Below are 19,539 nucleotides of genomic sequence, written 5' to 3' on the forward strand. Positions count from 1 at the left end.
ATCACCTCAATTCAAACATTGTTGCGCCAATTCGCACAGAAGTGCGTGGTTGCAAAACGACTGGTTCATTAACTCTATTATGACCAATCATAGTTCCATTAGTACTGCCCAAATCTTCGAGTACCCAAGATTTTACAGATTGATTAAAGTAAACACGAGCATGATGAGACGATACAAATTCGTCATTTAAAACTACAGTATTGTTTGCTGATCTTCCAAGAGTTACACCAGATGGTTCAAGAGGGAAGGATGATCCAGCCAAAGGACCATCAATAATAACAAGTAAAGTAGGATTTTCTGAAAGTTTATTAGATTCTTCATTCCTAGAAACTATATTATTTTGATTATTTTCACTACTTGAATTACTTGGCTTACGACGATACTTATTCTTAAAAGAACGAGACTTTTTAGGACTAAAAATCTCAATATCTCTACGAAGAGAACGAACAGCAAACCACACGAATACCCACAAAAGTACTAAGAAACTGTACTTAAGTATAGCAAAAGTTAACTCGGTTAATATCATGCGCGTACTCGTATCTCTTTATATATTCGTCTATTACTCCTGATCTTGTGATGAAGCCCAATAGAAAATACGAGTACGTCCGATAGTTATAGTATTTCCATCTAAAAGTGTTGCTGCTGGAGTTTGATGTCCTTCAACATAAGTTCCATTAGTAGAACCAAGATCTCTAGCAATAACACCATCAGGCGTAATATCTATTCCAAGATGTCGACGAGAAATACCAGGATCGTCAATAACAATATCGCAGCCAGATCCTCTGCCTAATATAGTGCGATCCTTTGTTAACAAATATCTATTTCCATTAATTTCAAGCATTGGATGATTTTCTGACTGCTCTTGAGTTGTTACAGGAACAGCATTTCCTGGAACAGAGTCAGAAATCAAATTGAAATTACCTTTAGCAAGATCTGTGTCTTCTTCAAAAATAACTGCAACAGGCCCAACAAATGCATAATGCTGGCTTTTTGCATATTGTGTAAGATTATCTGCAAGCTCGTTAGCTAAAGCTTCACTACCAAGCTGATCAAAATCTGGCGTACTAAGTTTAAAGTGATATTCATTCGGAGCAACTGTACGATCGCGATCAATTGGCATAGATTGATTATCAATCTCTCGCTCTAATGCACTGGAAAGATCAACAGGCTGCAAGTCTTTAGAGCCGAATTTTGCGAAGACCCCGTTCATTGCACCTTCAACGCTCTTCTCAAGTCGGTCAAGCATGCTCATTGTAAACCCTTTCTATCTTTTCCTCATATTACTCGTCACCTCGTACGGTGTTCAACTTATTACATTCGTATATTAATACTTGTTTTAATCAATATTCTTTTATATTACAAAATCATCCATCAAATCATCCATTTAAATAAATAAACACGTATACTCATAATACATATTTATCATATATATTTCTAAGTGTAATCTTTAACTATGAATCAAAAAAATCAGTTTTATGACTTTTGGCAAAAAATAGTAAATAATAAAAAGTCTTCTATTGTTTTACTTCTTGCCATTCTAATCCCTTGCATTGGTAAGGGGCTGCTTGTTATGAGTGAGGAAAGATCTTTAGAAACAGGCATCGTTGCATTTTTCCACAATTATTCCCCATCTTTCATGATGTCTATTTCAAAGATTCTCGCAATAATTTTTTCTACAAAATGTTGCATAGTTATACTTTTTATTTTATGCATTATTTCTTACTTTCTTAAAAGAAATTGGCGTATAACTCTTACTCAACTTGTTATTTCTCTTTTGCCTATGGTTTATATTTTTGCAATTAAATTCATAGTTCATAGACCTAGACCTTTTATTGGAGTAAAGGTTAAACTTCCACCAGATCCAAGTTTTCCAAGTGGTCATACTGCAGCAGCTGTTGCGATTTGCGCTATGAGTCTTATGATTCTCTATGTATCTAATAAATCATTGCTAAAAATTGGCTTAATAATAAGCATTGTTGTTGTTGTAATTGTAGCCCTTTCTAGACTTGTTGTTGCAGCTCACTTCCCTACTGACGTTATAACTTCTGCAATAATGTATCCGATATTAGTTATGTATAATCTTGATTTCTTTAAAAACAGTAGTTTTATTAATAGAAAAATATTAAAAAGATAAAGGTAAATAAACAATGTTTAATGGTTTTAAAAAATTTATTGCTCGTGGCAGCGTTATCGACATGGCAGTCGGTGTTGTTATGGGCGGTGCTGTTACAGCAGTTGTTAATTCAATAGTTAAAAATATTATTAATCCTCTTATAGCAATAATTTGTGGAAAACCAGATTTAGATGGTGTTCTAACAATAACAATAAATGGTGCAACTATTTCATTTGGTGCTGTTATTGGATCTGTATTAAACTTCCTTATTATTGCTACAGCTGTTTACTTTTTCATTGTTTTACCTATTAACAAATTGAGAGAAATGAGTGTTAATTTCTTGAATCTTGAAAAAGAAAAAACAGATGAAGAAAAACGCAAGGAACGTGAAGAAAAAATGATTAAAGTATTGGAAGATATTAGAGATTCTGTTTCTAAGTAAAAATACTTTGATTTTAATTTAAAAATTCCCCCGCTAGTCTAAATAAAACCAACGGGGGAATTTTTGATTATTTTATTTTAAATCACTTATTTTAATCATCACCAAGAGTTAAATGTATTCCACCAACTAATGAACCAACAACGTTATATAACAAAGCACCAATTGCAGAAAGTAGTGTTAAAATAACTATTTCCACAACAGAAAGAATTGTTACAGCACTTAAAATTGTTGGAAGAGAGAATACGTCAGCAAGATTAAAACCGTTGCTATCCAAACCTGTTGATGAAACAATCTGAGTTACTTGATCAAAAACACCAACCATGTTTAGAAATAGCCAAACTAATCCTGCTGCAATTACTTGAATTATTCCTCCAGCTACGCTAAGAAGAAAAGTAACTTTTGCAACAGACCACGCATCTACCCTAACTAAGGAAAGACTCATTCTTCTAGCACGCGGCTGACTAGTTTTTCTCTTGGTATAACCATTAGATTCAAAACTAGCTGTTCCACCAATTGTTCTTGGAGAATTAGTGTTAGGTTCGCCATTAACTTTGCTATTGGACGTTTCAAAATCCTCACTCATCTAAGTTCCTTCTGCTAGTATTTTCTTCTACTTCTTCATTCTTATTTTCACTTTCATCATCTCTTTCCTCATTACGAGCTATAGAGATGATTTCGTCACCCTTATCTGGCTTAGCTAAAGTCACACCCTGAGTTGTTCTACCAGTGCGCTTAACTTCGTTAACATCAGAGCGAATTACCTTACCAGACTTCATAATTGCCATTACTTGATCTGTTTCTTCAACGATCAAGGCACCAACCAAAGAACCGCGACCTTCTGCAAGTTGAACAGCTTTAACACCATATCCGTTTCTTCCTTGCAAACGATACTCTTCAATAGCGGTTCTCTTAGCAAAACCTTCATTAGTAACAACGAGAAGATCTTTACTTGTTTCTACAGATACAACATCCATATCAAGTAATTCGTCGCCTTCTCTAAATCGCATGCCTTGAACGCCTGCAGTTTGGCGGCCCATTGGTCGAAGCTGCTCATCATCTGCTTTAAACTTCAAGCTCATTCCAAGCTTAGAAACAAGAATAATGTCATCTTCTGAATTGCACAAAGCTGCACCAATAAGCTCATCAGCAGGTTCGCCTGTTTCTTCATTAGTCATTAGTCGAACAGCAATCAAACCACCTTGACGTGGAGAATCATATTCTTGTAAAGCAGTTTTCTTAACTTTTCCAGAACGAGTTGCCAAAACCAAATACTTCGCTACATCATAATTTGGAATTGATAACACTGCTTGAATTGTTTCTCCAGGAGTAAATTGAAGCAAATTAGCAACATGCTGTCCTTTAGAATCTCTTGATCCTTCTGGAAGCTCATATGCTTTAATGCGATAAACGCGTCCGCGATTAGTAAAGAACAACAACCAATTGTGAGTAGATGTTAGGAAGAAGTGATCTACAACATCATCTTCACGAAGCTTTGCACCCTTAATGCCTTTGCCTCCGCGGTGCTGAGCACGATACTCGTCTGCTTTTGTGCGCTTAATATAGCCTGCACGAGTTACTGTAACAACAACGTTTTCTTCTGCAATAAGATCTTCAACATTCATTTCTCCCGAGAATGGAAGAATCTTAGTTCTGCGCTCATCACCATACTTAGCAACAATTTCATCAAGCTCATCGCCAACAATTTTGCGCTGGCGCTCTGGGCTTGCAAGAATATCGTTGTAATCTTCAATCTTGCGCATTAATTCTTCATGCTCGTCAAGAATCTTTTGACGTTCCAAAGCTGCAAGTCTACGAAGTTGCATTGCAAGAATAGCATCTGCTTGAACATCATCAACATCAAGCAAATTCATCAAACCAGTACGAGCAGAATCAACATCTTTAGAAGATCTGATTAAAGCCACAACTTCATCGATCATATCCAAAGCTTTCAAATAGCCTTGCAAAATATGATCTCGCTCTTCTGCCTCACGCTTTAAGTAGCGTGTACGCCTATCAATAACTTCAAGCTGATGACTTACCCAATGACGAATAAACGCGTCTAAACTCAAAGTGCGCGGCACACCATCAACCAAAGCAAGCATGTTAGCGCCGAAAGTTTGCTGAAGCTGCGAATGCTTATACAAGTTGTTCAAAACAACTTTTGGAACAGCATCTCTTTTAAGAACAAGCACTAAACGCTGACCAGTACGGCCAGACGTTTCATCGCGCATATCTGCAATGCCTTGAATCTTTCCATCTCGCACAGCTTCCCTAATAGAAGCAGCTAAGCGATCAGGATTAACTTGGTATGGAAGCTCGGTGACAACCAAGCACATACGTCCCTTAATTTCCTCGGTATTAACTACTGCTCGCATTGTAATTAATCCGCGGCCTGTACGGTAAGCTTGCTCAATTCCCTTGTGACCTAAGATCGTTGCTCCAGTAGGGAAATCAGGTCCTTTAATTCTCTGAATTAAAGCTTCAAGAAGCTCAGAATTACTAGCATCTGGGTGATCCAAAGCCCAATGTACACCATCGGCAACCTCACGCATATTATGAGGTGGAATATTTGTTGCCATACCAACAGCAATACCAGCAGAACCATTAACTAAAAGATTCGGGAAACGAGCTGGCAAAACTGTTGGCTCTTGAGTTTTACCATCGTAGTTTGGCAAGAAATCAACAGTATCTTTGTCAATATCTCGAACCATTTCCATAGCAAGAGGAGCCATACGGCATTCCGTATAACGCATTGCTGCTGCAGGATCGTCACCTGGGGAACCAAAGTTTCCTTGGCCATCAACAAGCATATAGCGCATTGACCAAGACTGAGCCATACGAACCAAAGTGTCATAGATAGCAGAATCACCATGAGGGTGATACTTACCCATAACGTCGCCAACAACGCGAGAGCACTTGTTGTACCCTCTATCTGGCCTATAGCCGCCATCATACATAGCGTAAATAACACGACGATGCACTGGTTTTAAGCCATCTCGAACATCTGGTAAAGCGCGCTCAACAATAACAGAAAGTGCATAAGCAAGATATGATTCGCGCATTTCCTGCTGCAAATCCATGTGCTTTACGCGAGCACCTTTCATTAAGCCGTAATCAGTATTATCTGATTCTTGCGGACTTTGTGGTTCCATAGACCCATCAGGCAACTGATCTCTATATTCACCATCATTAGCGGCGTTTATTTCGTCTACCACTGCTATTCCTTCTTATTTATATTTTAAAGTTTATTTTGCTTTATTTTTACGTTGATTTATTAACTATTTTTAAGCATCAATAAATCTTGCATCATGAGCATTACGTTGAATAAAGAGCCTACGAGGTTCCACTTCGTCTCCCATAAGCATTGAGAATGTCTCATCAGCTCGAGCAGCATCTTCAATATGAATTTGCTTTAAGATTCTGTGTTCAGGGTCCATCGTTGTTTCCCACAGCTCCTGATAGCTCATCTCACCCAAGCCCTTGTATCGCTGAATACCTTCGCCTTTAGGAAGTTGTCTGCCTGCAGCTTTACCTTCTGCAAGAACTCGATCACGCTCAGCATCGGTATAAACAAAGTCATGTGCTCCCTTGCTCCACTTCAAACGGTAAAGAGGCGGCATAGCAACATAAACGTATCCTGCTGTAATCATTGGACGCATATAGCGGAAGAACAGTGTTAAATTCAATGTAGCAATATGAGCGCCGTCAACATCAGCATCAGCCATAATAATGACTTTGTGATATCGAACCTTACTTAAATCGAAGTCTTCACCATAACCGCCTCCAACAGCAGTTATTAAGGATTCAATAGTTTCCGACTTCATCATTCGATCAATTGAAGCGCGCTCAGTATTCAAAATCTTACCGCGCAAAGGCAAAATCGCTTGAGTAATAGGATCTCGTCCTTGAATTGCGGAGCCACCTGCGGAATCACCCTCAACTATAAACAGCTCGCATTCTTCTGGATTATTAGACTGGCAATCCTTCAATTTATCTGGCATTCCAGCAGTTTCAAAGATTGACTTTCTACGCGTATTTTCGCGAGCTTTCTTAGCTGCAATACGCGCACGAGAAGCTTCAATTGCTTTTTGAATAATGTTCTTTGCTTCACTTGGATGAGCGTCGAACCAATCTCCAAGCTTTTCAGTCATTACTCGCTGAACAAAGGTTTTAGCTTCAGAATTGCCAAGCTTGGTTTTAGTCTGACCTTCAAACTGTGGAGTTGTAAGCTTTACTGAAACAACTGCTGTTAAGCCTTCTCGAACATCGTCACCAGAAAGATTAGTATCTTTTTCTTTTAATATATTCTTTTCTCGAGCATAACGATTTACAAGAGATGTAAGTGCAGCTCGGAAGCCTTCTTCGTGAGTACCGCCTTCTGTAGTAGAAATCGTGTTAGCAAAAGTGTGAACTGCTTCCGAATATGCAACAGTCCATTGCATAGCAATTTCGGCAGAAATACCAATTTCAAGATCTTCAGCCTCAAAATCAATAACATCTGGCTCTACAGGAACAGCTTTTCGAGATTTAACCAAATAGTCAACGTAATCTTTGATTCCATGATCATACTTGTAGCTAACGCTTTGATGCTTTTCTTCACTAGTTGATTCATTTTCTCCTGTGACTTCGTCCCCTGCTTCATCAGGCTTGCGCAAATCAGTTAAAGAGATCTTCAATCCTTTGTTTAAGAAAGCCATCTGCTGGAATCTAGATCGCAAAGTTTCAAAATCGTATGTAGTTGTTTCAAAAATAGCACCATCTGGCCAGAATGTTACGGATGTACCAGTAGATTCACCTTCTTCCATTGGCTTTCCTTTTTCCAATGGTGCTGTTGGATGCTGATCTACATACGTTTGAGTCCAATGGAACCCTTGACGACGAACTTCAATTTCTACGCGTGTAGAAAGTGCGTTAACAACGGATATACCAACGCCATGCAAACCACCAGAAACTGCGTATCCGCCGCCGCCAAACTTTCCACCAGCGTGAAGCTTAGTCATAACCGTTTCAACACCAGAAACGCCTTCTCCTGGTACTTCGTCAACTGGAATGCCTCTACCATCATCTACAACTTTTATTGCATTGTCTGGCAATATTGTCACTTCAATGTGAGAAGCATAACCAGCCAAAGCCTCATCAACCGAATTATCTACAATCTCGTATACAAGGTGGTGTAAGCCTCTTGGACCAGTTGAACCAATGTACATACCTGGTCTGATTCGAACTGCTTCTAATCCTTCGAGAACGCGAAGATCGCTAGCATCATAATGTTCAGGAGAAAGTGAATCATCAAGCTGAGCGTCATCGAGTTTATGTTCTTCAATAGAATTTTCCATTGAATTATCTTCAGTGTTTAACACTTTAGATCCCTTCCCGCATTACCTCATGCCATGAGGCATTTACGAGGTCGATACACGCTAGAAAGCACAAAAAAGGGGTTTCTAGCGATTTAACTACATTACATGACATTCTACACACACATAATGACCGCTCTTTAGTAAGAGGCTTTATTAATGATTCTTAATAATAAACCTATTATTATTTGATTTTTTACTTAAACCAAATGATGTTGGACCAACTATTTTGACTTCTTTAATATTAATATTTTTTGAATATTCAAATATTTTTTTCTCAAGCATAGGTTTGCAGTAGCTAAGTTGTGTATACCAAACGTTTGATTTTGTTCTAACTATTAAAATACCGTCTTTTATTTGATCTATATAACAATTTAAAGATGCACTTTTACCAACTATTTTCCACCAATCTTCTCGCATTCTTGCTATAGCAAGCGGCTCATTCCAATGTTTTTTATTAGCAAAATTACCTAGCAACGAATACAGATTTTGTGGATCCCTACCAGGTTTTCCAAAACTTTCCCAAGCTTTATAAGCGTTTTGCTCGTTTATTGTTTTCTTTTCTCCCCTTTTTTCTATAGGAGAAAAAACAATCTCAGGAAGCTTTCTAGTGTCTAATTTTAATAATTTATTTACGGGAATTTTCATTATTTTCCCCTTAACTATTAGAATTATTCTCGATATTATTTTTTCGATTATTAATAATATCTTTTAGTAGATCTTTATGATTAGAGTCAAGATTATTATTAAAGAAATTTTCATCTTGATTATTATTTTTTTCTACTATTTTAGATATATCAATAAATGATTCTTCTGAAAGATTCTCATCTTTTGGTATATCACTTAAGGATGCAACTGTAATAAAAACTTGTTCTTGTTCTTTTGCAAACTCTAAAATTTGTTTTCTTCTAGATTCATCCAATTGTGAAAAAACATCATCCAAAATAACTATTGGTTTTTGATTATTTTTTTCTTCTAAAGTCTTAAATAAAGCCATTTTTAAAGCTAATGCTAGAGTCCATGCTTCACCATTAGAAGCAAATTCTTTTGCAGGATGATTATTTATTAATATTGTAAAATCATCTCTATGAGGACCTATTAGGTTGTATCCTCTAGCAACTTCCCCAGCATAAATTCGTTGAAAATGCTCGCTTATAGCCGTTTGCGGAAAATAATCTTCTTTTGATTCAACTTCTAACTCTTCAAAAGACGGATTATATTGTATCGAAGCAAAATTAGAAGATCGGGAAAGTTTATCCACTATTTTAGGAAAAATTTCATTTAATAAATTTATTATTTTTTTTCGATTTTTTGTAAGAATTATTCCTGATTCAATGAATTTACCCGTCCATATTTCCAAATCTGATATAGGATTATATCCATTTGTTGAACTAGCTAAATTATTATTAGATAGACTTTTAAGAAGATATGCACGTTGTTTTGCAATATGATTATATTCTTGTAAAACTTGTAAATAATTTGGTATTAATAGTGCTCCAGCTTGATCTATGAAAGTCCTACGAATATTAGGATCTGAAAAAATCAAATTTTGATCTCTTGGAGTGAAAGAAATGGATTTAACTAATCCAATTATGTCCTTCATATACAATGATTTTCCACTATTAATTCTTGCTCTGTTAGCTCCTTTTGAATTAATCGTAAGCTCATATGTAGTTTCATCTAAATCATTATTATCAAAATTTTTAGTATTAAGTCGTATGGTAGCACAACTGTTATTGCACTCTATCAGTGGCATCAAAGATGATATTCTATGACTTGTTCCAGTAGATATAACTTCTATAGCTTCAACAATATTAGTTTTACCTAAACCATTTGAGCCAAATAGAACATTAATTTTTGGAGAAAAGTCTAATACACAACTACTCCAAGAACGAAAATGATCTAGTACAAGTCTTGAAACATACATTTATTTATCTTTAAGGATGCATTGGAACAACAAGATATCTGTAATTCATAGACTCATCGCCATCAGCTTCCTGCTGACCATTAAATTCAACAGGCTTAACTGCAGATGTGATTTTTGCATGAACAAATGGCTCGCTTATAGCGCTTAAACCTTCAATTAAATAATTAGGATTAAAAGCAACTATAATATCTTGACCGTCCATGTCTATATCTATAAGTTCTTTTGCTTGAGATTCTGAATCATTTCCAGCACTTAAAGTTAATTCATCCCCAGAGAAAGACATGTAAATAGGAGCATCTTTTTCTGCAACAAGTGCAACTCGCTTAATAGCATTAATAAGCATTGTTCGATTAATAATTGCATGAATAGGATATTCATCAACAAAAAGTCGATCTACAGAAGGAAATTCTCCATCAATTAGTTGAGAAGTACTTACTCTACCAGAATTTTCAAAACCAAGAATAGATGGTTCTTTATCGTTTAGGTTTACAATAACATTTTGATGTTCATCTATTGATCGAGAAATATCTCTAAGAATGCTTCCTTTGATTAGAGTAGAAGTATTTATGTCAGAATGTTCTGGTGTCCACTTAAAAGTTGATCTTGCAAGGCGATATCTGTCTGTAGCAGTGAAAGTAACAGAATCATCTTCAAAATGAGCATGAATTCCAGTCAAAACAGGTCTATCTTCTTCTCTTGAAACAGCCACAGAAGCTTGTACTACTGCCTGAACAAAAGTAGGAGCATCTACCTGACCAAGTTTTTCAGGAATTTGTGGTAAATCAGGATATTCTCCTTCAGGCATTAGTTGGAGTGTGAAAGTTGATTTTCCAGAAGAAATAGTAAGAGTAGTTTCATTAGAGGATAAATAGGTTTTTTCTGATGGTAAAGATTTAGTTATATCTGCCATCAATTTACCTAATACGAGTACACTACCCTGCTCATCTATTCCAGCTTCAACATGATGCCTGCTAGAGAGTTGATAGTTAAAAGCAGAAAGTTGAAGAATTCCATCTTTTGCTTCTAGTTTTAGTCCTGCAAGAATAGGATTAGCTGGTCTAGAATCTATAACTCTAGTTGTCCAAGCTACTGCATCAGCAAAAGAAGCGGAATTAACTTCAACTTTCATTTTTCCTCATTTCTGTTTAAATCTGTGTTTTATTCTATATCATGCTGCCAATTAAAAATCATATTTTATGAAAGTTAGTTGAGTAAGTAATTAAGTATGAATATTAGATAAAAATAAAATAGTAAAAGTAATAAAGGTTGTTAACATGTGGATAAAGTTAAAGAACTACTGATTTAGAGCCTTTATCCACAATTTAAAAATGTTGATAACACAAAGAGAAGTATGTGCATAAATGCTGAAGTTATCCACATAATTTTCTAGTTTTTAGCTTATTAACATTTTTATCGTAGTTAAAAACATTTTATTCACTTTTTAAACGGCGTTTTCCACCAGTTATCCGCAGCTTTTGCCCACATTTGTTACTAACTATGTGGATAACTTTATTTACTTTAATAAACAAATTATGAATAAACTTGTGCAAAACTCTATTTTTTGGAAGGATTTTGTTTCAAACGAACAGTCAATTCCATAACATAGTTATAAATTTCTTGTTTTTCCTGCATTTCGCCACTAATTCTGGTATAAGCATGCATAACAGTGGTATGATCTCTACCACCAAAAACTTCTCCAATATCAACCAAGCTCATGCTAGTCATTTCTCTAGCTAAATACATTGCAATTTGACGAGCTAAAGCAACATTTTTAGTTCTTGATCTTCCAACCATCTCATCAAAAGTCATATGGAAATATTGAGCAACCTGACCGATGATATCTGTTGGTCTAACTTCAATATCGGATGCAAAAAAGTCCTGTAAAGCTTGCTCAGCTAAAGCCTTACTAACTGGTTGGTTACTAAGAGAAGCAACCGCTGTAACACGAGTTAAAGCGCCTTCAAGTTCGCGAATATTTTCAGTAAAACGTTCCGCAATAAGATCCAAAACATCACTAGGAACATTGGACCCATTCATAGAAGCCATCATTCGTAAAATAGCAATACGAGTTTCTAAATCAGGCGGTTTAATATCTACTGTTAAACCAGATTCAAATCTAGAAATAAGTCTAGATTCAAATCCTCTAAGATTTTTAGGAGCAACATCAGAAGCTATTACGATTCTTTTATTAGCCTGATATAAAGCGTTAAAAGTGTGGAAAAATTGTTCAAGAGTTGCTTCTTTACCACCTAAAAATTGAATATCATCGATTAGTAGAACGTCAACTTCGCGGTATCTTCTATTAAAGTTAGCAATCTGACCTTGATTTTGACTTGTATTTTGTAAAGCCTCAATAAATTCATTAGTAAACTCTTCGCTTGTAATATATCGAACTTTAAGGGAAGAATCTTTAACAAGCGCATAATTTCCAATTGCGTTAAGCAAATGTGTTTTGCCAAGACCAGATCCACCGTAAATACACAAAGGATTAAAATCGCGTCCTGAGCCTTCTGCAACTGCCAATGCTACTGTGCGAGCAAAACGATTGGAATCGCCAGGAACAAACGTGTCAAAAGTGGCATAAGTATTCAAATGAGTTGTTGGATCTCTATTAACTGATGCAGGTATATTTGTCTGCTTTTGATTAATAGATTGCACATTGAGATTTGTATTTTGCATGGTTTTCAAACCAGTTGCGTAATCAAAATCTTTCTGTACAGGAATTGAATCATAAGAATCGTCCAAAAAAGATTCAACTTTTTTAGAATCAGAAGAATCAGAAGAATCAGAAGAATCTGACGAATCAGAATTATTATTTGTAGTATTATCTAGCGATTGAGAAGTTTTTGAAGTATTACTTACATTTTGTAAAGTATTGTTATTCTCTTTTTCACTATTTTGGATAATTTTAAATGCTGGAAACATGTCTTTTCCAGTACAAATTTTCAAAGAAGTTAGCAGAGCAGAACTAAGTTCGTTTTGCAGAGCTTGCTGAGTTTCAATATTAGAAACGCATAAAACAATTGTTGTTCCAAAAATAGCTTCAGGTTTTACACTCTCAAACCAACTTTTATCCCGATTGCTTAGAAGTGCATTATGGCGCAACACGGCGAGAGTATTAGACCATACTATGGCAGCTTGAGCACTAGGATCCTCAAAGGCTTCAGACATGTTACACCCCCAATCAAAAGTAATTTTCTTTTCGCATTAGCAACTCAGTGTATTTTTTAATACACGTTTATGTGTGAAAAGAGTGCTAGTAGAATATGTTTACTCCGACCCTAAGAAGTTATCCACAGCCTAGCGTGTTGAAAATACTTGTATGTTAATAACATGTGTGTAATTTGTGGATAATGTAAAACTTAGTAATCCACATTTTCCAACGATTTTAAGACGAATTATTTACGTTTTTTAATAGATTTATAAAGTTATTTAGAGAATAAGAATTATTCTAAAAGACTTATTTAAAACACGATAATTAATAAAATTTTAGCTCTTGGTGAGGGGTGATAGTAATTTGGTATAGCTTGACTCATACGGAGCCATGCTTTTGCATGGCTAAATACAGGAGCGTTAGTTATGAAGAGGACATTCCAGCCTAACAACCGTCGTCGTCACATGAAGCACGGCTTCCGCGTTCGCATGCGTACGCGTGCTGGTCGCGCAGTGATTAACCGTCGTCGTGCCAAGGGCCGCAAGACACTTTCTGCCTGAGCTGGGACGCGTCGTAAAGCATGGATAGGCTGAAAAGCCATCGCGATTTTGTTGCGGTGCTCAAAAAACGACGCAAAGTGTGTTCACGGGATATCGTCGCGCATTATGATATGCGTGGATGTGTGACCGTGTTAGACGCGCTTAACGAAGACAGGAAAGTAAGTCCAGATGATATTGCCACGGGTTTTGAAAACACTCCCGCGGCATTTTGTGATACCTTAAAGCAACCTCAAAAAAATGATGTTGCTTTAAGGTTGGGTCTTGCTGTATCTAAATCAGTTGGAAAAGCTGTTATTCGAAATAAGGTAAAACGACGTTTTAGGGTAATAGCAAAAGAGCACGAGTCGTTGCTTCCATATGGTTGCGATGTAGTATTGCGTGCAAAACCTACTGCTGCACAATCTTCGTTTGATTCGTTGAATGAGCAAATCAAAAAGATTTTCGGCAAAATAGCCAAAAATCTTCAAGATCAAAATCAATTCATGCAAACTATGTGCCTAAAAACTAGCGAAGATAGTGATAGTAAAGCAGGCTCGCAGGATCAGTGATAAGTCATGAGCGGTAGAAATAGTGTTGTAGCGAATTTGATTATAAAAGCGATTCGCTGGTATCAACGCGTGATTTCTGCCAAAAGACCTGCTTGCTGTCGTTATTATCCAACGTGCTCAAGATACGCTATAGAAGCCGTTAGCCGCTATGGGGCGTTTAAGGGTGGTATTCTAGCCGTTTTACGTCTGTTGCGCTGTAGACCATGGACTAGCTGCAGTATTGACGACGTACCACGAAAATATTCAATTTTTTATCGTTGCGCCTGGTCTAAAGCGCATGAAGAGCCACGGTTAACTCCCTTGGCTGACGAAGACAAGGATAACTAATGTTTAATCAAGATCATTTCTTACTTGATAACGGAATTTGGGGATGGTTTTATAAAATCCTTACGCCAGTTGAATGGCTTATGACTCAAGTAATGTCACTTTTCCACAAGCTATTTGTTCTTATTGGGATGAATGAAATTGGATTCTCTTGGGTACTTTCAATCGTTTTCCTTGTGCTTGTTGTGCATGCGTGCATATTCCCTGCCTTTATAAAAAGCATTAAAGGTATGCGCAATATGCAAGCAATCGCTCCTAAAATGAAGAAAATTCAGCAAAAGTATAAGGGTAAAAGCGATCCTGCTAGCAAAGAAGCCATGCAGCGAGAAATGATGAAGCTGTATCAAGAAAACAACGCAAATCCTGCAGGAAGCTGCCTGCCAATGATGATTCAAGGTCCAGCGTTTATGAGTATTTGGTACACGCTTTCCGTTATACCATTTATTGCTAGAGGCAAGCATGCTCCTCTTGGCGCTTTTGATATTGCTACAGCACAGCAATTTGTTAAAACTCATGTGTTTGGCGTTGGTGTTTCCGACACGTTTATGACGGTTCAAGCGGGCGGAAAAGTTGTTATTGTAATCTTTGTTATATTGATGTGTGCTGCAATGTGGTACATGCAATTTAACAATATTCGTAAGAATCTTCCGCCAGAATCGAAGCAGGGTCCCCAGTATACTATGCAAAAACTTATGATGTGGGGATTCCCATTAATCTACGTTTTCTCTGCATTTGCTCTTCCATTTGCAATGCTTGTTTATTGGCTTGTAAACAACATTATGAATATGCTTCGCTCTATTTGGCAGGTGTACGCCTTCCCAACTCCTGGCTCTCCTGCAGCTGAGGAAAAAGAAAAGCGAGATTATAAGAATGAATCCGAACGCCGTAAACGTGAAGGATTGCCATCTATTGAAGAAGAAAAGCTTCAACAAGCTCGAGAAGTTGCTAAGCGCAGAGAAGCCGAAGGGTTCCAGCGCAAGCAGCCTACACGTAAGCGAAAAAATAAATAGATAAAAATATGTGAATAAGCAAGTATGTAATTTTGGATTTATCTTCAGTTACACTTGTAGACAGAATTGTGATTCTTGACATTTATTGCAATTAAGGAGTATGTAAATGGCGCAAGACGAAACTAGAAGCATTGACCAGCTCAATGAGGAAGCTGATATAGCTGCCGATTACTTAGAAGGACTTCTAGATATTGCTGATTACGAGGGCGATATTGAAATGGGTGTTCGTAACAATAGACCGATGATTCAGATTGTTGCGGATGATGATTCCGATATTAAGCATTTGATTGGTAGGGATGGAGAAGTTGTTGACGCATTGCAGCAGCTTAGCCGATTAGCTATTCAACAAAAAACTGGTGAGAGATCTCATTTAATTGTTGATGTTGATGGATTCCTTAAGCGTAAGCGTCAGCATTTGCGTGATATTGCTTTGGATGCTGTTGATGAGGTTCGTGAGACTGGGGATCCAGTTGAATTGAAGCCGATGAATTCATTTGAACGTAAAGTCATTCATGACACTGTGCGAGACGAGGGCCTGCGTTCTAGGTCTCATGGAGAAGAACCACATCGTTATGTAACTGTTTATATGCCTGTAAGTGCAGTTGAAGATGAAGATCTTGATGATATAGCTGCTGATGTTGATGAAGAGTATATAGAAGACTGATTTAAGGTTTTGCAATTTTTATGATTGCATGAGGCTGTTGAGACACTATAAAAGTAACACAATAAAACAAAAAATGTTTTATTGTGTTACTTTTTATTTGATAAGTGCGGGGAAGTATGGAAGAAAATTTAAATATAGATAATAAAGATAATACTCAAGAAACAATTGATGAATTAGAAAATTCGCCATTGCTAAGCGAAGTTCTAGGTGATGCTCTAGATAAATGTAAGATGTTTCACGTGAAACTTCAAAAAGAGGGCTTGCTGAGAGGATTAGTTGGACCTAGAGATATGAGTATTCTCTGGGAAAGGCATATACTAAATTCCGCAGCTGTTGTCCCTTTTATTAAGGATGCTATTAAAAATTCTAAGAAAAAATCTATAGCAGATGTAGGAAGTGGTGGCGGATTTCCTGGTATTGTTATAGCAGCATGTTTGCCTGATTGTGATGTAACATTAATTGAACCTATGGAAAGACGCGTTCTTTGGTTGAAAGAATGTGTAGAACTCATGGGATTAGACAATGTCACTATTTTTCACGGAAGATCAGATGAAATTATTGAAAAAATAAAATCTCATGATATATCACCGTTTGACGTTGTAACTTGTAGAGCTGTAGCGCCTATGACAAAACTAGCAGGGTGGACTATCCCTCTATTAAATACACATGGTCAACTGATTGCGTTAAAGGGGAAATCTGCACAGGCTGAAATTGAGAAAGCCGCAAAAATGATCAAAAAGGCTAAGGGTGTAAATCCTAGGGTTGTTGATGCTCCTGTTGCAAATGGTCTTCAATCTACAACCGTTGTATTAGTTGACAAAGCATAATTCATATTATTAATTACATATAAAATAATTCGTTTCACGTGAAACTTTAATCTTCAAATGTTTTACGTGAAACAAATATTTTTATGTAAAAATATTTGTATAAAATACATATAAAATCGTTTACTTTATTTTCTATTTTTCGTTATTTTCTTTTATATTTAGCACGTGTTTCACGTGAAACTTGTGCTCTTTTTGCTGTGTTTTATGTCCATAGAAGAAACGAAACTTGAAAATACTAAGGTTTAAATTAGTTGAATTATGGTAATTTTCCCATAGGTGGTCGGGGGTGGATGAAGTTATGGTGGAGTCAGCTGAAGATACAATTAAGCGTATTTTTGGAGATTCTGGATCTTCCTTAGGTAGTGAATTGGCTAATATATCAAGCCGATTTCATGCCATTGATGGGGTAGTTTTTCCTAAGCCTAAAGAAACGAGATTTATCGCTGTTGCTAATCAAAAGGGTGGTGTTGGCAAAACCAGTTCGGCTGTAAATTTATCTGCAGCTATGGCTATTGGTGGTTCAAAAGTTTTGTTGATTGACATGGACCCTCAAGGTAATGCTTCCACAGCTATGAATATACCTCATTCATCATCAGATCCTTCTGTTTATGATGTTATCGAGGGAAGAAAAACTATTGCTGAAGTAAAGAAAACTTGCCCAGATATTGAAGGACTTGATGTTGTTCCTGCTTCTATTGATTTAAGTGGAGCAGAACTAGAAGTTGCGCAGATGGAAGATCGAAATAATCTTCTTAAAAATGCAGTTAATGAGTTTCTCGATAATAATAATGAGCACTACGATTATGTGTTTATTGATTGTCCACCATCTCTAGGTCTTTTAGTAATTAATGCAATGTGCGCTGCTCATGAAATGCTAATACCAATCCAAGCTGAATATTATGCACTAGAAGGATTAGGACAACTCATTAGAACAATTGGCTTAGTGCAACAACATTACAATCCTACGTTGGTTGTTTCAACAATGTTAGTAACGATGTTTGATAAACGAACTCTTCTTGGTAGAGAAGTATTCCAAGAAGTTAAAAACCATTATCCAAATATTGTTTTAAATACTACCATTCCAAGAACTGTCAAAATACCAGAAGCACCAAGTTTTAATCAAAGTGTTATAACTTATGATCCACATGGAACTGGAGCAGTGTCGTATAGAGAAGCTGCGTTAGAGATAGCAAATAAGTCTGATGCTATTTTAGCTGTGATTGACGCTAAAAGAGAGGGTAATGCATAATGAGTACAACTAAATCTCGTTTAGGCAAAGGATTAGGGGCACTATTTCCTGCACTACCTGGGGAAAACGCTCTTGTTAATGCTGAGGCAAAAAATAATGAAAATGTTTCACATGAAACATTAATACAAAAAGATGTTTTTAACGATGTTTCACGTGAAACTAAGGTTCCTAGTATTGATAAAGCAATTTCTCCACATGAAGGTCAAAATAATGTTCAAAAAGCCACCGTTTCACGTGAAACAGTGCCTCCGATTACTAATAAAAACAAGCATTCGTCAAAGCGATCTTCTATGCCATCAATTGACGATGTAACTAGACCAATTGACTTTTTCTTTGGTGACTCTGCATCTAAAACGTTTGTGTCTTCAAAACAAAAAATTGAAGAAAAGAAAATTTCTAATAAAACAATTGACGAAGAACACAACGCAGAAAATAAAGAATTAAAACCAGTTGAAGGTGGTTATTTAGAATATTTAGATCCAACTGATATTGTTCCAAATGCTCACCAACCGCGTACGATTTTTGATGAAGAAGAGCTTCAAGAATTAGCTGCATCAATCAAAGAAGTTGGAGTTTTGCAGCCTATTGTTGTGCGAAAAATTAATAACGTAGATCAAGATGATACGCATAATGCTCATTACGAATTAATAATGGGTGAGCGCAGATGGAGAGCAACTCAATTAGCTGGTCTTAAAAAAGTCCCAGCAATTGTTAGAACAACTTCTGATGAGAATATGCTTAGAGATGCTCTTTTGGAGAATTTGCACAGAGTTGCTTTAAATCCTTTAGAAGAAGCTGCAGCGTATGCTCAGATGATTGATGATTTTGGATTAACACAGGTTCAACTTTCAAAATCTGTGTCTAAATCTCGTCCACAAATAGCAAATACTTTACGTCTGTTAAATCTTCCAGCTAGCGTGCAAAAACATGTTGCATCTGGTGTGCTTTCTGCAGGTCATGCTCGCGCACTTCTTGCTTTGCCTACACCTGAAGAAATGGAATCATTGGCAAAACGAATAATTGCAGAAGGCTTATCTGTTAGAAGTACTGAAGAGATTGTGTCTATTAAAGTGGACAATAGTGATGAGTCTTCTAAGAGAAATAGGGTTCAAAGAAACAATAAGTGGGCTCATTCGCCTATTCGAAAACAACTTGAGAATATATTCTCTACAAAAGTTGCAATTAAGGGCACAGAAAACCATGGAAGAATCGAAATTGTATTTTCATCTCCAGAAGAAATGCAGAGGATTTTTGACATTTTAGTAAACAAAAAAGATTAGCGATATAAGATTAGCGATATAAACTGAAAAGCCCAGAATTACTTTAAAAGTAATTCTGGGCTTCTTGTTTCACGTGGAACATAATTT

General features: G+C 36.5%; 19 protein-coding genes. 10 read left to right on the forward strand and 9 right to left on the reverse strand.

The genetic code is table 11. The features are described from left to right. Window position 1: 1 nt before the first annotated feature. Together HXT24_RS01440 and HXT24_RS01445 are read right to left on the reverse strand one after the other, a co-directional pair. Window positions 2–526: an FHA domain-containing protein FhaB/FipA gene (locus HXT24_RS01440; protein ID WP_004114013.1), complete on the reverse strand. Its 525-nt coding sequence runs from the start codon at window positions 524–526 to the stop codon at window positions 2–4. Between the two features lie 33 nt (window positions 527–559). Beyond that, window positions 560–1,252, reverse strand: coding sequence for an FhaA domain-containing protein (locus HXT24_RS01445; RefSeq protein ID WP_004114015.1), 693 nt, complete (start codon window positions 1,250–1,252; stop codon window positions 560–562). 201 nt (window positions 1,253–1,453) lie between these two features. Here HXT24_RS01445 and HXT24_RS01450 point away from each other — a divergent pair, with 201 nt between their 5' ends. Together HXT24_RS01450 and mscL are read left to right on the forward strand one after the other, a co-directional pair. Next, window positions 1,454–2,134, forward strand: a complete 681-nt coding sequence (locus HXT24_RS01450; RefSeq protein WP_415698493.1) for a phosphatase PAP2 family protein — start codon at window positions 1,454–1,456, stop codon at window positions 2,132–2,134. Between the two features lie 13 nt (window positions 2,135–2,147). Next, window positions 2,148–2,555 (forward strand): large conductance mechanosensitive channel protein MscL, encoded by a 408-nt coding sequence (mscL, locus tag HXT24_RS01455; RefSeq protein WP_020761010.1) that lies wholly within the window; start codon window positions 2,148–2,150, stop codon window positions 2,553–2,555. Between the two features lie 91 nt (window positions 2,556–2,646). On the opposite strand, the gene HXT24_RS01460 is transcribed toward mscL, so the two are convergent. From HXT24_RS01460 to dnaA, 7 genes are all read right to left on the reverse strand, one after another. Then, window positions 2,647–3,138, reverse strand: a complete 492-nt coding sequence (locus HXT24_RS01460; RefSeq protein ID WP_016827120.1) for a DUF3566 domain-containing protein — start codon at window positions 3,136–3,138, stop codon at window positions 2,647–2,649. Continuing rightward, on the reverse strand, window positions 3,131–5,770 hold the full coding sequence (gyrA, locus tag HXT24_RS01465; protein ID WP_422113991.1) for a DNA gyrase subunit A: 2,640 nt from the start codon (window positions 5,768–5,770) through the stop codon (window positions 3,131–3,133). The genes HXT24_RS01460 and gyrA overlap by 8 nt, the downstream gene beginning before the upstream one ends. A 69-nt stretch (window positions 5,771–5,839) precedes the next feature. Then, window positions 5,840–7,915, reverse strand: coding sequence for a DNA topoisomerase (ATP-hydrolyzing) subunit B (gene gyrB / locus HXT24_RS01470; protein WP_285064493.1), 2,076 nt, complete (start codon window positions 7,913–7,915; stop codon window positions 5,840–5,842). 150 nt (window positions 7,916–8,065) lie between these two features. Next, window positions 8,066–8,557, reverse strand: a complete 492-nt coding sequence (locus tag HXT24_RS01475) for a DciA family protein (protein WP_016827115.1) — start codon at window positions 8,555–8,557, stop codon at window positions 8,066–8,068. Between the two features lie 10 nt (window positions 8,558–8,567). After that, the gene (recF, locus tag HXT24_RS01480) at window positions 8,568–9,836 is read right to left on the reverse strand and encodes a DNA replication/repair protein RecF (protein WP_415690530.1); all 1,269 of its coding nucleotides are present in this window, start codon (window positions 9,834–9,836) and stop codon (window positions 8,568–8,570) included. A 10-nt stretch (window positions 9,837–9,846) separates the two neighbouring features. Continuing rightward, a complete protein-coding gene (dnaN, locus tag HXT24_RS01485) occupies window positions 9,847–10,965 on the reverse strand; it encodes a DNA polymerase III subunit beta (RefSeq protein WP_004114027.1) in 1,119 nt (372 codons plus the stop codon). A gap of 425 nt (window positions 10,966–11,390) precedes the next feature. Further along, window positions 11,391–13,007, reverse strand: a complete 1,617-nt coding sequence (gene dnaA / locus HXT24_RS01490; protein ID WP_422119492.1) for a chromosomal replication initiator protein DnaA — start codon at window positions 13,005–13,007, stop codon at window positions 11,391–11,393. Window positions 13,008–13,415: 408 nt separating this feature from the next. Between dnaA and rpmH the strand changes: the two genes are divergently transcribed. The 8 genes from rpmH to HXT24_RS01530 all read left to right on the forward strand — a co-directional run bounded on the left by rpmH (window position 13,416) and on the right by HXT24_RS01530 (window position 19,452). Continuing rightward, entirely contained in the window at window positions 13,416–13,550 is a 135-nt protein-coding gene (gene rpmH / locus HXT24_RS01495) for a 50S ribosomal protein L34 (protein WP_004114029.1), read from the forward strand. Window positions 13,551–13,570: 20 nt separating this feature from the next. Further along, window positions 13,571–14,098 carry a ribonuclease P protein component gene (rnpA, locus tag HXT24_RS01500; protein WP_020761195.1) on the forward strand — a complete coding sequence of 176 codons (528 nt, stop codon included), beginning with the start codon at window positions 13,571–13,573 and terminating at the stop codon, window positions 14,096–14,098. A gap of 6 nt (window positions 14,099–14,104) precedes the next feature. Beyond that, complete coding sequence (gene yidD, locus HXT24_RS01505; protein ID WP_016827106.1) at window positions 14,105–14,425, forward strand: membrane protein insertion efficiency factor YidD; 321 nt, start codon at window positions 14,105–14,107, stop codon at window positions 14,423–14,425. Continuing rightward, window positions 14,425–15,432 carry a membrane protein insertase YidC gene (gene yidC / locus HXT24_RS01510; RefSeq protein ID WP_004574411.1) on the forward strand — a complete coding sequence of 336 codons (1,008 nt, stop codon included), beginning with the start codon at window positions 14,425–14,427 and terminating at the stop codon, window positions 15,430–15,432. Before yidD ends, yidC begins: the two co-directional genes overlap by 1 nt. Before the next feature lie 106 nt (window positions 15,433–15,538). Then, entirely contained in the window at window positions 15,539–16,096 is a 558-nt protein-coding gene (locus HXT24_RS01515; RefSeq protein ID WP_004574412.1) for a protein jag, read from the forward strand. A 116-nt stretch (window positions 16,097–16,212) separates the two neighbouring features. Continuing rightward, entirely contained in the window at window positions 16,213–16,923 is a 711-nt protein-coding gene (gene rsmG, locus HXT24_RS01520) for a 16S rRNA (guanine(527)-N(7))-methyltransferase RsmG (protein WP_004574413.1), read from the forward strand. Between the two features lie 298 nt (window positions 16,924–17,221). Further along, entirely contained in the window at window positions 17,222–18,172 is a 951-nt protein-coding gene (locus tag HXT24_RS01525; protein WP_196218603.1) for a ParA family protein, read from the forward strand. Next, on the forward strand, window positions 18,172–19,452 hold the full coding sequence (locus tag HXT24_RS01530; protein ID WP_004574415.1) for a ParB/RepB/Spo0J family partition protein: 1,281 nt from the start codon (window positions 18,172–18,174) through the stop codon (window positions 19,450–19,452). The genes HXT24_RS01525 and HXT24_RS01530 overlap by 1 nt, the downstream gene beginning before the upstream one ends. The last annotated feature ends 87 nt before the right edge of the window (window positions 19,453–19,539 follow it).

It is taken from the genome of Gardnerella sp. DNF00354 (assembly GCF_049262755.1).
Classification (GTDB): Bacteria; Actinomycetota; Actinomycetes; order Actinomycetales; family Bifidobacteriaceae; genus Bifidobacterium; species Bifidobacterium vaginale.

Coding starts and splice junctions, on each gene's coding strand:
- HXT24_RS01440 (WP_004114013.1), bottom strand. CDS start 526: ATGATATTAACCGAGTTAACTTTTGCTATACTTAAGTACAGTTTCTTA.
- HXT24_RS01445 (WP_004114015.1), bottom strand. CDS start 1,252: ATGAGCATGCTTGACCGACTTGAGAAGAGCGTTGAAGGTGCAATGAAC.
- HXT24_RS01450 (WP_415698493.1), top strand. CDS start 1,454: ATGAATCAAAAAAATCAGTTTTATGACTTTTGGCAAAAAATAGTAAAT.
- mscL (WP_020761010.1), top strand. CDS start 2,148: ATGTTTAATGGTTTTAAAAAATTTATTGCTCGTGGCAGCGTTATCGAC.
- HXT24_RS01460 (WP_016827120.1), bottom strand. CDS start 3,138: ATGAGTGAGGATTTTGAAACGTCCAATAGCAAAGTTAATGGCGAACCT.
- HXT24_RS01475 (WP_016827115.1), bottom strand. CDS start 8,557: ATGAAAATTCCCGTAAATAAATTATTAAAATTAGACACTAGAAAGCTT.
- recF (WP_415690530.1), bottom strand. CDS start 9,836: ATGTATGTTTCAAGACTTGTACTAGATCATTTTCGTTCTTGGAGTAGT.
- dnaN (WP_004114027.1), bottom strand. CDS start 10,965: ATGAAAGTTGAAGTTAATTCCGCTTCTTTTGCTGATGCAGTAGCTTGG.
- dnaA (WP_422119492.1), bottom strand. CDS start 13,007: ATGTCTGAAGCCTTTGAGGATCCTAGTGCTCAAGCTGCCATAGTATGG.
- rpmH (WP_004114029.1), top strand. CDS start 13,416: ATGAAGAGGACATTCCAGCCTAACAACCGTCGTCGTCACATGAAGCAC.
- rnpA (WP_020761195.1), top strand. CDS start 13,571: ATGGATAGGCTGAAAAGCCATCGCGATTTTGTTGCGGTGCTCAAAAAA.
- yidD (WP_016827106.1), top strand. CDS start 14,105: ATGAGCGGTAGAAATAGTGTTGTAGCGAATTTGATTATAAAAGCGATT.
- yidC (WP_004574411.1), top strand. CDS start 14,425: ATGTTTAATCAAGATCATTTCTTACTTGATAACGGAATTTGGGGATGG.
- HXT24_RS01515 (WP_004574412.1), top strand. CDS start 15,539: ATGGCGCAAGACGAAACTAGAAGCATTGACCAGCTCAATGAGGAAGCT.
- rsmG (WP_004574413.1), top strand. CDS start 16,213: ATGGAAGAAAATTTAAATATAGATAATAAAGATAATACTCAAGAAACA.
- HXT24_RS01525 (WP_196218603.1), top strand. CDS start 17,222: ATGGTGGAGTCAGCTGAAGATACAATTAAGCGTATTTTTGGAGATTCT.
- HXT24_RS01530 (WP_004574415.1), top strand. CDS start 18,172: ATGAGTACAACTAAATCTCGTTTAGGCAAAGGATTAGGGGCACTATTT.